This is a genomic window from Paenibacillus sp. cl123 (assembly GCF_900101595.1).
In the GTDB taxonomy this organism is placed as follows: Bacteria; Bacillota; Bacilli; order Paenibacillales; family NBRC-103111; genus Paenibacillus_G.
This window is the reverse complement of sequence record NZ_FMYY01000006.1, coordinates 126,444-142,086: the sequence shown is the minus strand read 5'-3', so window position 1 is coordinate 142,086 and position 15,643 is coordinate 126,444. Positions and strand designations below refer to the sequence as shown.

Sequence of the window (15,643 nt, the reverse complement as noted above, 5' to 3'; positions counted from 1 at the left end):
CAGACTGCGGCGGCGGCGAAGGCGAAGGCGAAAGCGGATTGCCCCGCTTGGGCTGGCGTATGGCCAATTAGCCCGGTTCTCCCCTTTACGGGACAACCGGGCTTCCTTCATGCGAAGCGAAGAGCGTCAATCCGGGGACATGTCCGGCAAGCCGGGCCTCCCGCCCGCACTGTCCGCCGCTGCCTCCGCAGCGTACATGCCCTCTCCAGCTCCGCGCACAGCTCCTCCTTTGCTCCCACATCGACAACGAACAGCACATGGGTACAATCAAGGGTAGCACAAAGCCGGGAGGCGCAGACGTCATTGCTGAGTCTGCGGCCACCCGGCCCATGCTTGATTTTATCGCACCTGATCGTTCAGGCGTTCCTTGAATTGCTCGCTTCCGTCGCTATTGCGGACGGCTTCATGAGATACTGTCGCTTCTTGCACTTCTCCGTATGCCCAATGACTTTCCGGCATGTCGGGGAACTGGGAGCTCAGTCCATGCAGAGGCCCGCGGAACAACATGCGGTTGATCATCGTCACGGCCTCCGAGCGGATGATCGAATGATCCGGTTTGAAGGTGCCGTCCGGATAACCGGTCAGGAACTTGCCTCTGTACAGGCTTTCGATCGAAGAGCCTGCCCAATGGTTCAATCCGTCTGTAAAATGAGTCTCCGTCGCCAAACTGACGTCCAGCTGCAGGAAACGCGCCATCACGACGGCCAGCTCGCCGCGCTTGACTTGAGCTTCCGGACGGAACGTGCCGTCTTCGAAGCCGTTGAATACTTGATGCTTGGTCACAGTCCGGATATAATCCGCCGCCCAGTGGGTGTCCGGCACATCGTTGTAAGCGATCGTTTCGGCCGCTTCGTCATTGTGCAGCAGCCGCGCGATGATCGCCGCCAGCTCCGCCCGGGTCAGATGGTTATCGGCCTTGAACGTGCCGTCCGGATAGCCCAGGATATAGCGTTCATGACGCAGGGCTTGTTCGCCGCTGACCGTCACTTTCGCCGAAGATTTCGCTTCTGCGGCCGGAGCGGCGCTCGAGCCCGCTTTGAAGCTGCCTTTCAGATCAAACTCCATATCGGCCTTCAGCTGTCCCGGCCATTGAAGCGTAATTTCCTTGCGTTCCTTGGCGCCTGCAGCCATATCGCTTACGCTCCAGCGGATCTTGCCGCCCTCGACCTTCCCTCCGGCCGCATCGATCACTTGCACGCCTTCCGGCAGTGTTACCTCAACCGTGCCGTCCGTAATGGTGAAGCTCGAGGAGTTGCCGTACTGGACGCTTACTTTCGATTGTCCGCCCGGCTGTATCAGATTGCGGTCCACCGACAAACTAAGGAGCAAGTCCGGCATAGGAGCCGAGACATACCCTCCGCTGCTGTCGCTGTCGGAAGACTGCGGGTGCAGCTTAAGATCATGGCGCACAATATCCCATTCTACGGAAATGGTAGGGCTTGTATATCTGTCATAGCCATTTTTGGTAACGACCAGATAATAATCCGTTTGTGGGAAGACCATATAAGCATAGAACCCGTGGTTGTCGCTATTCTGCGGATTCGCGTTCTGATTCGGCGCGAATCCCGGCAGGAGAGGTAATACGACCTCTGCGCCCGGCTGTACGCCTTGATCGCGATTGCGCTGCGTATCGGCATAATACAGCACGACATGCGCTCCTTCAATCAGAGCAAGCGTACGAGCATCGCGGATTTCACCGTAAGGATCGATCAACTCTTCTGAAATATTCAGTTCGCCCTCGGCGCTTACCGACAGTACCGGCAGCTTGCCATCCTTCGTGCGGTTAACTACAATTTCTTGTCCCGGCTGGAACACATATCTGAGCTCCAGACTGTAATCTCCGATCGCCAAGCCCTCCGCATGGAAAACTCCTTGATCGGCAAGCGGAAATGCTTTCGGCTGCTGCGTAGCGGCATCCAGCACGTAGTTGCCCGCAGCATCCTTCAGGTAGGCCTGCAGCTTGCTGACAAATGCAGGCTCCAGCAGCTTCGACTCGCCGTCCGGCTGCTTGGACAGCACGATGCCGGTGACGGTTTTCTCGGACTCGAAGTTTTCACTCTCGGAGCCTGTCACCGTTCCTACTTCAGCCGTCTGCTTGTAGGTAACCGGGGTCAATACGCCGCCAACCATCATCTGCTGCGTAACCGACACCTCGTACCGTTCATCGCCGCGCGGCACCGGCAGAGAATAAGAGCCGTCTTCGGCAGTTACGACCGTCTTCACAAAATCCTGTTCGTCAATCTTGCCGTCATGGTTCATATCCAGCGTTACGGTGACCACAGCTCCGGCAACCGGCTTGTTGTCGGCTCCCTTCGTGATAACACCGCTGACCGTAGCCGGCTGGAAGGTTACAACGATCTGGTCCTTCGCGGACAGGCCGCGGGACGGGTCTTGCACATCCGCTTTTACCGGAATGTCCTGAGAATCGACTCCGGTTATTTTGTCCGACTTGTACGTTACAACGGCCAAGCCTTCCGCATTGGTTACAGCCCTGTCACCTTCGACGAACGTGCCTTTCTGCGCGCTGAACACCACTTCCACATTCGCGAGCGGCTTCCCGTCGCCGTCCGTCAGCTTGGCGGTCAGCTCCGTCGTGGACTTGCCGTCGCCCAGGATCTTATCCGGGTTGGCGGTCAGCTTCAGGGTGCTCGCTACCACGCGGAAGCCGTTGTCTCCCAGACGCTGCGCGGACTCTGCTGCCAGCGGCTCCTGGTTCAGCTTGATCCCCTGGAAGGTTACGCTGTGCTCGCCTGCCTGTACTTGAACCGGCAGCTTATACGCCGTGTTTTCCCATTTCTTATACCCGTCAGCTTCGAATGTATCTCCATTTATCAGCTGCAGAGCTACCGTCTCTCCGTTAACGACTGCCCATACTTCCTTGGCCCACACTCCGCTGACCGCAGACAGCTTGAGCGGCTGGCCCGGCATTCCGTAAACAGTCGTCGTATCGCCCATCGAACGCTGGCCGACCCAGCCTTCCAGAGATTTCTGTACGACCACCTTGATCTCGGCCGGCGCGCTGGCCAGACCGTCCTCATCCGTAGCGGTGAAGCGGAAGCTGTCGGTTCCCGTAAAATTGGCTTGCGGCGTATAGGTCCAGACTGCGCCTCCGCCTTGATGGCCGGATAATGTGCCGTGCTGTGGACCTGATCCCGCTACATAACTGTATACCAGACCTGTAACGGTTTCTCTGTCAGAGCCTGACAGCACGATCGTCGCCGTCGTGTTCTCTTCCAGCACGATCGTTTGAGGCACAGCGACCGGCTGTCCGTTAACCGGCTTCACGATGATTTGAACGTGTACTTGGGCCGTTAAGCCGCCTTCATCCATGATTTTGTAATCAAAGCTGTCGGGGCCGGAATAATCCGGGCTTGGCGTGTACAGCCATCCCCCGTTGCCCGGCTGCTTCTGCAGCGTGCCATGCGCGGGACCGTTCAGAGTAGTCTGGACAAGCGCGCTTGTCGCTGTCTCAATGTCGATTCCGGACAATGGAATCAGCAGCGACTTGTTCTCATACGTGTCCACGGTTACCGCGGCCTGATTGTTCTCGACCGGCACACCGTCCAGCGTAATGACCGGTGCATCGTTGACCGCATTCACCGTGATCGTTACCAGGGCCGGAGCCGAGTCCAGTTGCCCGTCATTCACAAGGAATGTAAAGCTGTCAGGGCCGTAATAGTTGGCATCCGGCTTGTACGTATATTGACCGTTCGGCTGCAGCGTCAGCGTACCGTGGGTTGGCTGCGTGCCTACTTTATACGTCAGCGGGTCTTGGTCCGCATCCGTGCCTGTCAGCTTGCCGGTCTTCGTCCCGTCCTCATCTACGTTCCACTGCTCGCCTTGCGCTACCGGCGCATCGTTGACGTTATTGACCGTGATGGTGACCGTAGCAGGAGCCGAATCCACCGTGCCGTCATTTACCGTGAAGGTAAAGCTGTCAGAGCCTACATAGCCTGCGGCCGGCTTGTATGTGTACTGGCCGTTCGGCTGCAGCGTCAGCGTGCCGTGCGCCGGCTTCGTGCCTACCTTGTATGTCAGCGGGTCTTGATCCGCATCGGTTCCTGTCAGCTTGCCGGTCTTCGTCCCGTTCTCATCTACATTCCACTGCTCGCCCTGCGCTACCGGCGCGTCGTTGACGGCTGCGATGGTCAAAGTAACTTTGGCTGGGATCGGCGCGTAGCCGTCCGTGTTCTGTCCGTTCCAGGAAAAAACGGTGCTGCCTGACCAACCGGCAGCCGGGTGAAACTCGAGCTTGCCCAGGTCGCCGACCGGAATCTCCTGCCCAACCGTCACGTTGCTTCCGTCCAGCTTCAGAGTGCCGTCCGCCGGGAGCGACATAATCTTGACTTTCGTCAATTGGCTGCCATTGGCCCCGCCGTCCTGCCGAAGGAACTTGGACTTGAAGTCATTGTCCGTGAAGGCTACCGGCGTATTTTCCGACCCGCTCTTGGCGATGTCGCTGACCTTCGGATCATTGGTCGAGATCGAGTAGATGTGCTCAGCTTTTTTCGGCACCCCGTTCTGGTCGTCGAACAGGATGACGTTGATTGTATAATTGCCGCCCGCTTTAATCGAGCTGTCCGATAACTGGATGCCGTTCACAACCTCATCGGCGGTGTATGGCCCCCGGCTGGTCATACTGGTAGCCAGATTATCCCCGGTGGCCTGATCGATCACATTCACTTCGAGCCAATACTTTTGGTCTTGCTTGATCGGCCGAATGCCCGTATTGACCGTTACCTTGCCTGGCGTTACGGCAATATCCGCACCGGTAATCTCCCCCGTCTCCCGGATACCGCCGTCAATCACCAGCTGAGCCCAGTCTATAGTCGTCTCCCAGCCCTCATTGACACTGGAAGCTTTACTCTTGTTATGGCTAATGGAGACACCGACGAAAAAATCGCCCTGCTTCACCTGAGCCGGATCCAGCTTGAACACCGAGGTATTCCAAGTGTCCCCGTTGCCGGACAAGGCGCCCAGCAGGTTCACCTCGGGGAAAGACCATCCGGAGCGGTTGCCGCTCCCGCTGAAGGTTAAGGGTCCCGTACTGGAAGTATATACCTTGTCCCACTCGCCGTCCTCTTCGTCAACGTCGAAAGCCCGAACCAGCAGATACGCGCTTTCTGTCGGCGCATCGCCCGTCACATCTACATTGAATTCGAACGGATACTTGGGATGATACTTATTGATCATTGTGTTAGACTTCGGGTCACCCTTCTTACGGGCGCCCGAAGCAGCCGTAAGAGCTTCGTATACATCCAGATCGCCGACTTTCGTGCTGGCGGGGCGACCATAGCTGCCGGTTGTAGCCGCGCTGGGCGGATCGGGCATCTTCTCATTGTTGTTGTTCAGATTATCGTCATCCGTCATGTACGTCCCTCGGGTCGGCGGCAAATTGCCGCTGCCTGCCGATCCCGTACCTGCGGCTCCAACCTGCGCAGCCGGCAGGGCCAAGCCTGCGGCCATAAGGACCGATAATCCCAGGGACAAGTACTTCTGCTTCATCAAGCTTTTCATCTTGCTCACTGCTTTAGCTTCCTCCTTGGGCGCAATGGCCCGTCAAGTCTATTGAATCTCTTTTTCTATGTAATCACAAAGAACTAAACCAAATCTGAACAGCCCTTGTGCATTTTCCTATGTCTGAGTCTGTATGCCCAAGAGACGATCGATAGACTGCTTCATACGGTCCGCCTGAATTGGCTTCACGATAAAGTCGCCCGCCCCTGCCTTCAGCGCTCTGATCACTTGCTCCTTCTGTCCCAGCGCAGAGCACATGACAATCTTGGCCCGTGTATCCTGCTGGCGTATGCCCCGGACAGCGGCTACTCCATCCAGCTCAGGCATCGTAATATCCATCGTGACCAGATCCGGTCTCAGCCGCTTATACAGGCTGATCGCCTCCTGCCCGTTGCTGGCCTCTCCGATGACCTCATGCCCCAGCTCCTGAAGCAGCATCCGCAGAATCGCGCGTATAAAGGCTGTGTCGTCCACGATCAAAATTCGGCTCATGCCTCCCCCCTCCCGTCTGATCCAGTGTATAACCGGCAACTGAACAAAAAATGAACGGCAGCGCCGCTCCCGTTTCTTGCTCCACGGCATAAAAAAAGAACCCGACGGAAAATGAATTCCGTGAGTTCTTGAATCAGACAAATGCGGCAGCTTGGGACGCTTAGGGCAATCTTAGCAGCCGTTCTCCGCGTCTTGCCCATGTTCGATGCCACTGGATGATGCTCGCATGAGGAGCAATGGCAAGCTCCTCATGCAGCACCTTGCAGAGAGCGGCATATTGCTCTTCTACAGCATTCCGGTCCCCGAGCCGGTCATACAGCTTCATGAGAGCGAAGTAGCTGTGCTCATCATACGGATGCTGCTGTTGAATCCGATGGTAGGATACGATGGCAGCGGCTTCCATTCCCTTGCTCTCTTCATATTCCGCCTGGCGCTTCAAATAGCCGAGCCAGACCATCCTCAGCCGCTGCCGCTCGCTTTCCGCCCATAAATAATCATAATCCCCGAGATATTCTCCCCGGTACAGATCCAGCAGACGTCTCGCGCTTGCAGGCGACGCCACTTCTTCGTTCTCGGACAGAGCGATCAGCCTCTCCCATTCGTCGGCATCTACGAGGACTCCGTTCAAATCCAGCACGTAGCCTTCTTCCAATCCGGCGTTGCGAATCATAATCGGCAGTCCTGTTCTCTTCAGCTGCTGGCGCGCCTGGTATACCGTCGTATAGAGATGGGTCATGCCCCGTTTCTCGTCCAGCTCCGGCCACAACAGATCGAGCAGCGCGTCCTTCCGCACCAGCTGTCCGCGATGATGAAGCAAATAGGCAAACAGCTCCTGTGATTTCGCTGTTCTCCATTTGAAGGTTTCGGAGCTATTATCCATCCCTTCGAAGGCCAGGGAAGGAAGCGTCCTGACAAACGCCTGCGCGGGCGGCAGAGCTTCTTCCTCGGAAGGCTTGCTCCCCAGCAGCTTGCTTAACCGCTGCATCGTCTTGGCCAGCCGTTCCTGCTGGAGCGGCTTCAAGATATAGTCGATCGCATTGTATTCGAAAGCTTCGATAGCGTGGTTGTCATGAGCGGTCACGAATACGATCTGAACGGCGGAGCCGCGCTCTTGCAGCATCTCGGCGATTTGAAGTCCCGAGACCTCGGGCATATGGATATCCAGAAACACAACATCCGGCTTAAGCTTCTCCACGAGATCAATGCCCTGCTGCGGGTCCTTGCAGCTGCCTACTATGGACACCTCCGGAAATTGCCTAAGCATCTTCTCCAGATGCATCAGCGCTAGCCGCTCGTCGTCGATCATTATCACGTTCATATCGGTATCACCGCCCTGCTCTAATCCACAGCCTCAGCCATAGTTATAGTTCTAGTGCTTAGTATTCATGTAGTCGGCATTTTGGAGAAGGATATTATGTTAATTTTATCACACAATTGAAAAAATGCAGTACAATCGGATCAATTTTCGGCATTTTTTTTGCATAAGCGTCATCGTTCGAGTACGTGCCGCTCCGGCGTTTCAGACCGATGGGCCAGAGGCTTTTTCGCCAAAGCCGGAGTTTGCTCTATCAGCAAACAGGCAAAAGAACCGGCTGTCCTCCGTCCCTCGGACCCAGCAACCGGTTCTTGTCTCAAGCCAATAGTCTTGCGGCACCCGGGACAGCGATAGCGCTTAACCCAGGAAAGATTTCAGCATCCATACATGCTTCTCAAGACCTGCATGAATGCCCAGCAGCATATCGCCGGTCGTTTCGTCCTGAACCTCTTGAGCCAGCTCCATGCCTTGTCTCAGCTCACCGATCAGCACCGTAAAGTCAGCGATAATCGCGCTTACCATGCCTTCCGCATTTTCCCCGCCCGACGCTTCTTTTACCGAAGCCAGCTTCAAGCTCTCCGTCATCGTCGCAACCGGAGCTCCGCCAAGAGCGAGCAGACGTTCGGCCAATTCGTCGATATGCAGCGCAGCCTCCGTATACAGCTCTTCAAACTTGACATGCAGGGTGAAGAACTGGGAGCCTTTCACATACCAATGGTAATTATGCAGCTTCATGTACAGCACCGACCAGTTAGCAATCTGACGATTCAATACGGCGGTCATTTGTTCCGGCATTGTCGAATCTCCTCCTTGGAAAATCCCTCTATTCACAGGATACTAAGTCTCAAAATATAACGCAATAATGTCACATATCGTCCTCATTTTAGGACAGCTTTGCTACAGCATGAACCACCTTGGGATAGTCGGCGTAGATGGGTTCGTACAGCTGCTCTGCCGACGGATGCGACAATCTGCCAAATAAATAGTCCAGAATGAGCCCCTCTGATCCGTCATGCGGATGCCCTCCGCTTTCAGCTTCTCCTCCGCCTCTCGGACTGTGACGTTTGTAAGCATGCCCCTCCCACCCCTTCCTTAGTCGTCATCCATCGTGGCGGTTCTGCCCCTATGACTTGCGACAGCAATGTTCGGACCGCCGGCAAGCTTCATTCCGTATCCCAATCCGCACGGTAAAACTGACGGATCGCCCGGAGTCGGGGATCGGAGGGCGTTCCTTCGACGACGGTGTCATATCCCCATCCCCTATTCTATATTTAGACTTAATCTAAATCCTGATTATGATTATACAGGCATTGCTCAACCCTATCATGAACTCTGCATGAATATTGGATGAAGAACGGATGAAGAAGCCGGGAAGCACCGGCAGACCCATGATTACTCATCGGCCAGCCGGTAGCCTACTCCGCGTACCGTTACAATATAGACAGGCGCAGCCGCCGGATCGCCGAGCTTCTTGCGCAAGCTTTTGACATGAACGTCCACCACATTGCTGCCCCCGAAATAATGGCTTCCCCACACCCGGTCCATGATCTCCTCCCGGGACAGAACAGCTCCTTCCGCTTCCATCAGCAGGAGCAGCAGCTCGAACTCCGTCTTGGTGACATCGATCCGCCGCGAAGCGCGGGTAACGGTCATACGCTTGGCATCCAGCGCCAGATCCTTGAATACGCGCGTCGAGACAGCATGGCCGGAAGCCGGTGATACAGCCTCGCGCTCCTGCACGGCCGTCCCCGGAGATAAGGCAGCCGCCTCCGCGCCGCGGGACAGCAGCTCCAAAGTGCGGGCCACCGCTTCCTCCAGCGGACCGGGCCATACCAGCGTCTCCCAGCCTTCTTCGACCAAGTGAGCTGGCGTTTGCTCATGGACGAGCCACAGCAAGCTGGCCCGGCTTTGCGTGCCCGCGGCGCTCGCCTTCAGCTCAGCCGATTCTCCTGCCGCATCCGCAGCGACCGCGTCGAGAATGATCAGCTCGACCGGAAGCCCATTCATCACGGCCGGGTCGAATCGGTGGAAAACAAGTACGTCCAGACATCGTGCGGACAGCTCGCCTACCAGCGCGTGCACCCGCTCCGGGAATGCGCTGATGACGGCTACCCGCTGCGTCTCGCTGCAGTAGGCGCCGATCGCGGTTTCCGGCTCCCTCATTTCCCCGCTGGCCGCTCCGCCCATCCGGTTGCCCGCCGTCTCCAGCGGTCTGACCGGTTCAAATACAACTTTCCCCGCCGCCCGCTTCAATTGGTCTGTTGTCGGCATTCCGCACACACTCCTTCGAATACGACATGTGAATGGTCTACCCGGTAGCCTGTTTCCCTTCCGACCGTCCGCACCCACTCCGCCGGCGACTCCGTCAGCACTTCGTCCACCCGGCCGCACTGCTTGCATACAATATGATGATGTTCCTCCATCCGGGCATCATAGCGGCTTGCCGCCTCCCCGAGCTTCAACTCGCGGATAAGCCCCATGTCGGTTAAATAACGCAAGGAATTATAGACAGTGCCATAGGCCAGATGATGGCCGTTATCCCGCAATCGCTCGATAACCTCGGCAGCTGTCGGATGGTCGTGGCTCTGCGTCAGAATCTCGTAGATCGCTTTGCGCTGCGGCGTCAGATTCAGCTTGCTCATCGGACTGACCCCCTTGTTGATTTGAATTTAGATTAAGTATAAATCGAATTCAAAGCAAGGTCAAGGGACCTTATGCCCTTGCGGCCTTGGCAGCAGGACAAGCGGCGGTTTCCATCTTAGCCCGATCAAGGCTGATGATTCCAGGCTAGCTGCCGAAATCTGATGCTTACAATCCGGCAACCTTTATCTTCAGGGCCGCCGCCCGGCCCGGGTACGAAGTAAGTATCATACCTTGCTGCCATACGCTAACCTGCTGGCCGATACGGAGATCCGCCCATGTCAGCCTGCTGCCGGATTCGCCGCCTTCCACCCGCCCGTCCTGCTCCAGGCGGAACCAGAGGGCTTCCGGCATATCCGGTTTTATCATTTGTTCTTCATCCACAACAAGCACCACGCCCGTCTTCTCGTCAACCTTCGTGATCTTGCCGACGATCAGCGGCTCTCCGCAGCAGACATAGTTTTCGATAACTAACGGGAATATCTCACCGGCAGCTTTATACAGGAAGGATCTAACCGCCTGAAGCTCTTCTTCTGCAAGCGGGCGCTCGAAATCCCCGAATCGGCGGACCGTAGCCTCGATCCGTCCCTGGCCCGCGCCGGCGGACAGCAGAATAATCCCGTAAGTCTCCGTCAGCTCATCGGCGGCCTCTCCGTTGATCTTCTCCATGACAGCGCCCAGTCTGGCGTTTGTCCACACGGGTTGGCTGCGCGGCCATTCCATCATCCCGCGGCTGTCTGGCTCAGGCTTCGCGTCCACTGGCGGCAGCTCCACCTCGCTTCGGTCGGAATAGTCATGCGTCCCGCCCGTAAGGCAAATTCCGGCTGCGAGCAGCCAAATAAGCATAGTTTTCATTGCTTCTCCTCCTAAGTTCAGCTCAAGTATCCTTCAAAAATTCCGTTTGTTGTGTCGATCCTTCAATCGAATACCATAAAAGGATTTATTATCCAAACCATTCCCTTACCCTTAGACGGCCCATGACCCGCGCAAGTTGCAGCCCACGGCAAACAAACCACCCGCCTCACCCCCGCTTCCTTCAGCATTCTTTCAGATTCCGCTCAGCAGAGCTTCAGCTGTTTCGGGTATAATACAGGCATAAGCAGGGTACAGAGAGGAAGACGACTTATGAATATTAAATCCGTCAAAGGCATTCGGCTGCTGCTGGTCGACGACGAACCGAATATCCTGCAATTCCTGGAGCTGGGGCTTGTCAGCGAAGGCTTTCAGGTAAAAACAGCGGCGGACGGCATAGCCGCTATTCAGGCTGCCCGTGAATTCGAGCCGCATATCGCCATCCTTGACGTTATGATGCCGGGCATGGACGGCTTTGAAGTATGCCGCATGCTCAAAAAATCCGGACTGCCGGTATCTGTCATCATGCTGACAGCCAAGGACGATGTCGATGACCGGGTCAAAGGCTTGAAGCTGGGCGCAGACGATTATATGGCGAAGCCCTTCAGCTTCGACGAGCTGCTCGCCCGCATCCATGCCCGGCTGCGCAACCAGTTTCCCCAGCTGCTGGAGGAGGTGGTCCACGGCCCCTTCCGGCTCGACGACCGGCGCAAGGAGATCAGCTATGAAGGCCGTATTCTAGAGCTGTCGCCCACGGAATATGAATTGTTGACATACATGGTTCACAATCATGGCATCGTGCTCAGCAAAGCGTTGATCCTCGATAAAGTATGGGGCTATGACTTTGCCGGCGAAGAAAATATCGTTGAGGTGTACATCCGTTCTCTGCGCGAGAAGCTTCAGGACCGCGAGCATCGTCTCATTCGCACCGTGCGCGGCGCAGGCTACCGCGTCGATCTGCCATGAGCGCGCGGGCGGCGGATCAGTTGAAGCGCCTGTTCCCGGCCGGATCGCTGCGGCTGCAGCTGCTCTCCAGGTCGCTGCTGATCCTGGCCGCGCTGCTGACGCTGATCGGCGCGCTTCAATACGTGCTGATGAGCGACGCCATCTATCGGAACAAGGCCGAAAGCATGCGCTCCCAGCTGCAAACGCTGCCCCCTGAGCTATGGTCGGACCGTACCCGCCCCGGAGAGGAGGAACGGTCTTCCGGCGGCGGTCCGGGAGGAGCCGGGGGACCGCGACCGGATACAGATCCGCAAGTGCAGACGCCGGGCGGCGGGCAGAAACCTTCGGGGAGCGAGCCGCGGCCACCGGAGGCAGGCGGCAGTCAGCGGGGCCGCTCGGTATTTTTTCTCCCGGAAGGGGTAATCAGCTATATCGACTCGGAAGGCAGCGTAACGGACCTGCCTAACTGGGATGAGGAGCAGGCCAAGATCGTGCCTCATCTGAGCCGGGAGGAATACGTCAGCAAGCTGAACGACAAGAGCCGTGACTGGTCGTACCAGGTGCTGGACGCGTCCGACGGCACGGAACAGCTCGTCGTATTCGCCCGCTCCAATGCCAGGAACCGCCAGCCGGTCCTGCTGCAGCTGAGCGTAAGCACGAAGCCGCTGCAGGAGGTGCTGCTGCGGCAGCTGCTCATCTTCCTGACCGTATCATGCGTTGCGCTGATCGCAGGGCTGCTGACGTTCCTGCCGGTGCTGCGCAGGACGCTGAACCCGTTGTCCAAGGCGGTGGACACCGTCCGGCAGATCGATGCCGGCAACCTGGCTATCCGCATGCCGGCCACCCAAGGCCAGATCGAAATCGACCGGCTGGCCACGTCGTTCAACAGCATGCTCGAGCGGCTGGAGCTTTCCTTTGAGGCGGAGAGAGAGGCTAAGGAGCAGATGCGCCGCTTCGTCGCCGATGCTTCGCATGAGCTGAGGACTCCGCTTACCTCGATCCACGGCTTCCTGGAGGTGCTGCTGCGCGGAGCTGCCAATCAGCCGGATAAGCTGGAGAAAGCCTTGAAGAGCATGCACAGCGAATCGAAGCGGATCAACAAGCTAGTGCAAGATTTGCTGCTGCTGGCCAAGCTGGACAAGGCCCCGCTGATTCAGCCGGATGACGGCTCGCTCTCCGTCATCCTCCAGGAGATGGAGCCGCAGCTGCGGCTCCTGGCAGGCAGCCGCACGCTCGCCATTGAGGCGGACACTCCGGGCCGCTGCCGGTTCGAAGCGGACAAAATCAAGCAAGTGATCCTGAACCTGTTTCACAATGCCGTGCAGCATACCGATGCCGTCCAAGGCAAAATCACGATTTCGCTGCACGAATCGCCGGAACACGTCCATTTATCCGTTCGGGATAACGGCCATGGCATAGATCCGGGCCTTCTCCCTCATATTTTCGAGCGCTTCTACCGGGTCGACTCGTCGCGAACCCGGCAGAACGGCGGAGCCGGGCTTGGCCTGTCCATCTCGCAAACGATCGTCGAAGCGCACGGCGGACGCATTGAGGTGGAGAGCGAGGTCGGCCAGGGGAGCTGCTTCCGGATTTTGCTGCCGCCCGGCTCCGGCTCACAAGCGGCCGGGGGGAGCGCGTGAGAGAAGCTTCCCGTCTTCGCTCCCGGGTACGGTTCGCCGCCGTGTCCGTCTTGTTCGCCGGATTCTCGCTCCGGCCCGCCGAATTGGCAAGCCTCTAAGCTTGCAAACCTGCAAGCCGGCCTTAAACGGGCCGGCTTGTTTCCGTATCATGCCACGCTTTCACCAGGGAGCAAGCGCAGCGAAGCTCGCTTATTCGGCGCAGGCAGCTATCTACTCGGTCCAGAGAGCCATGGAATCCTTCGCAAGACTTGTATTATAATGCAAGAGGGGCGGTGCAGCCGGGACAAGCTGCTTCCTGTCCGCAGGCGGAGCCGGCCGCTCCCATTCCCTGCTCTAAAAAGTCCGATGAATAAAGCGCGGCCTGCGACCGATCGGGGTTTCCACTCGCCGTTCATCTCCCCGTCGACTCCGGCCTCTTGTTCCCCCGGCTTCGGAACATGCCCTATTGTACTATTAGCAAACGGAGGTGTCCTGTGAAGCGTATATTGCTAACTTTCCGACTATTGCTTGCGATCATCGTTACCGCAACCGGCTTCAGTCTCGCGGCTCTTCCCGAGGCAAGGGCCGAATCCTTCTATTACACGGCCTACCCCCAAGGTACGGTAGGCATCCTGAAGCCCCAGATCGGGTTTCAGGTTACGCAATCATCCATTACTTCCATCAGCAGCATCTCGCTCAAGCTGGACGGCGAGCGGGTACAAGGCCAATTCAACCCCTCGTCCATGACGTATACGTATCAGCCCGGCCAGCCTCTGGCTAAAGGCAAGCATACGGCTGCCGTAACGGTCGAGTTCGCCGGCTATGAGCCGATCGAGCAGGAGTGGAGCTTCACGGTATCATCGCTGTCCGTCCCGGAACCGCCCACGACTTACTCGAACAAGCAGCTTGAGATGGTCAGAGCCGTCAATGATTACCGGCTGCTGCACGGCTTGTCCGCGCTGCAGATCCATCCGGGCTTGACGATGGCCGCCAAGATGCACGCCGAGTATTTGCAGGTCAACAAGATCGATATCAGCCAAGTTTCAATGCATGAGCAGACAAGTACTTTGCCCGGATATATCGGGGCCACTCCCGGCGAGCGGGCGGTTTACGCCGGCTATTACGACAATGTTGCCGAGGATGTCTCCTATTATGCGGGGACGCATATCGAATCCGTCGACAATCTGTTCGACGCCCCTTACCACCGGCTGCCCTTCCTGCTGCCCAGCGCCCGGGATATCGGAGTCGCCGTCATCGGACCTTTCGTCGTACTGGAATTCGGCTTCCAGGATCAGGAGGAGCAGCAATTGATCGTCACTCCCGCCCCCGGGGACAAATATGTGCCAATAGCATTCGACGGCCACGAGGACCCGGACCCGATACGGATGCACAAAGGCGCAGCCTATCCGGTCGGCTACCCGATTGTCGTCCATCTCAGCGGATCAGGAGGGGACAAGGTCAAGCTGCTCGAAGCGAAGCTGACGGATGCGAACGGGCAAGCTGTCGAGCTGCTGCGCAATACGCCGGTCAATGACGAGCATCTGCTCCGCGAGGTTATTTTGACGCCGGCCAAACCCCTGTCGCCGGACACGGCTTATACGGCTTATGTAAAGCTGTCCGCTCAGCAGGACGGCGCTGCCAAAACATTCGAGCAAACCTGGCAGTTCCGTACGGAACCCGCGGAGACCGTCGGCAAGACCAAGCTGCATGCAGGCGCTGCCGCCTACAAAAAGCTGGCCGAGCAAAAAGGAGACACCGCCCATATCGTAACCTTTGCGCTGAACGGAAGCAGCTACATGCTGGACGGCGTACAGCTCGACATGAAGCTGGCTCCCGTCATCATCGACGGCTCCTCGTATTTGTGGGTGCGCGATCTGGCCGCAGCGCTGGGGGCGCAAGTGGAGTGGAACGACGCCCAGAAGGCGGCTATCTATACGAAGGACGGCCGGACGATCAGCTTTTTTACCACTCGCCCGACTTATGCGCTGAACGGGCGCGAGATTCCGACAGAAGCCCCGGCGAAGCTGATGAACGACAGCACCATGATACCGGTGCGGCTGCTGGCGGAGGTGCTGGGAGCTAAGGTCGATTATTTGGCGGCTGAGCACAGCGTTCGGATTGAATATTAAAACTTGAACTTATCCACAAGTTTATCCACATATTATCCCCGGACCAGCCCGGATTGGGGATAACGTCCAAGCGTACAAGAGGAGCAGCCTCTTATTTGTACGCCGCCACAGCTCATATGAACGATAACCCTATG

Annotated in this window: 10 protein-coding genes; 3 read left to right on the top strand and 7 right to left on the bottom strand. The window is 57.3% G+C overall.

Annotated elements, in window-relative coordinates; translation table 11 throughout:
• Nucleotides 1-339: 339 nt before the first annotated feature.
• The 7 genes from BLR08_RS12635 to BLR08_RS12605 all read right to left on the bottom strand — a co-directional run bounded on the left by BLR08_RS12635 (nucleotide 340) and on the right by BLR08_RS12605 (nucleotide 10,819).
• On the bottom strand, nucleotides 340-5,517 hold the full coding sequence (locus BLR08_RS12635; RefSeq protein WP_256257561.1) for a tandem-95 repeat protein: 5,178 nt from the start codon (nucleotides 5,515-5,517) through the stop codon (nucleotides 340-342).
• 117 nt (nucleotides 5,518-5,634) lie between these two features.
• Complete coding sequence (locus BLR08_RS12630; RefSeq protein ID WP_072329572.1) at nucleotides 5,635-6,009, bottom strand: response regulator; 375 nt, start codon at nucleotides 6,007-6,009, stop codon at nucleotides 5,635-5,637.
• A gap of 160 nt (nucleotides 6,010-6,169) precedes the next feature.
• Nucleotides 6,170-7,327, bottom strand: a complete 1,158-nt coding sequence (locus BLR08_RS12625; RefSeq protein ID WP_072329571.1) for a response regulator — start codon at nucleotides 7,325-7,327, stop codon at nucleotides 6,170-6,172.
• 354 nt (nucleotides 7,328-7,681) lie between these two features.
• Nucleotides 7,682-8,119: a Dps family protein gene (locus tag BLR08_RS12620; protein WP_072329570.1), complete on the bottom strand. Its 438-nt coding sequence runs from the start codon at nucleotides 8,117-8,119 to the stop codon at nucleotides 7,682-7,684.
• Nucleotides 8,120-8,716: 597 nt separating this feature from the next.
• The gene (locus BLR08_RS12615; protein ID WP_256257537.1) at nucleotides 8,717-9,595 is read right to left on the bottom strand and encodes a winged helix-turn-helix domain-containing protein; all 879 of its coding nucleotides are present in this window, start codon (nucleotides 9,593-9,595) and stop codon (nucleotides 8,717-8,719) included.
• Nucleotides 9,574-9,966, bottom strand: a complete 393-nt coding sequence (locus tag BLR08_RS12610) for a Fur family transcriptional regulator (RefSeq protein WP_072329569.1) — start codon at nucleotides 9,964-9,966, stop codon at nucleotides 9,574-9,576. Before BLR08_RS12610 ends, BLR08_RS12615 begins: the two co-directional genes overlap by 22 nt.
• Before the next feature lie 166 nt (nucleotides 9,967-10,132).
• A complete protein-coding gene (locus BLR08_RS12605; protein ID WP_072329568.1) occupies nucleotides 10,133-10,819 on the bottom strand; it encodes a DUF3221 domain-containing protein in 687 nt (228 codons plus the stop codon).
• A gap of 276 nt (nucleotides 10,820-11,095) precedes the next feature.
• Here BLR08_RS12605 and BLR08_RS12600 point away from each other — a divergent pair, with 276 nt between their 5' ends.
• From BLR08_RS12600 to BLR08_RS12590, 3 genes are all read left to right on the top strand, one after another.
• Nucleotides 11,096-11,782, top strand: a complete 687-nt coding sequence (locus BLR08_RS12600; protein ID WP_090586134.1) for a response regulator transcription factor — start codon at nucleotides 11,096-11,098, stop codon at nucleotides 11,780-11,782.
• Between the two features lie 20 nt (nucleotides 11,783-11,802).
• Nucleotides 11,803-13,401 (top strand): sensor histidine kinase, encoded by a 1,599-nt coding sequence (locus tag BLR08_RS12595; protein WP_371117263.1) that lies wholly within the window; start codon nucleotides 11,803-11,805, stop codon nucleotides 13,399-13,401.
• 473 nt (nucleotides 13,402-13,874) lie between these two features.
• Nucleotides 13,875-15,509, top strand: a complete 1,635-nt coding sequence (locus tag BLR08_RS12590; RefSeq protein WP_256257536.1) for a stalk domain-containing protein — start codon at nucleotides 13,875-13,877, stop codon at nucleotides 15,507-15,509.
• The last annotated feature ends 134 nt before the right edge of the window (nucleotides 15,510-15,643 follow it).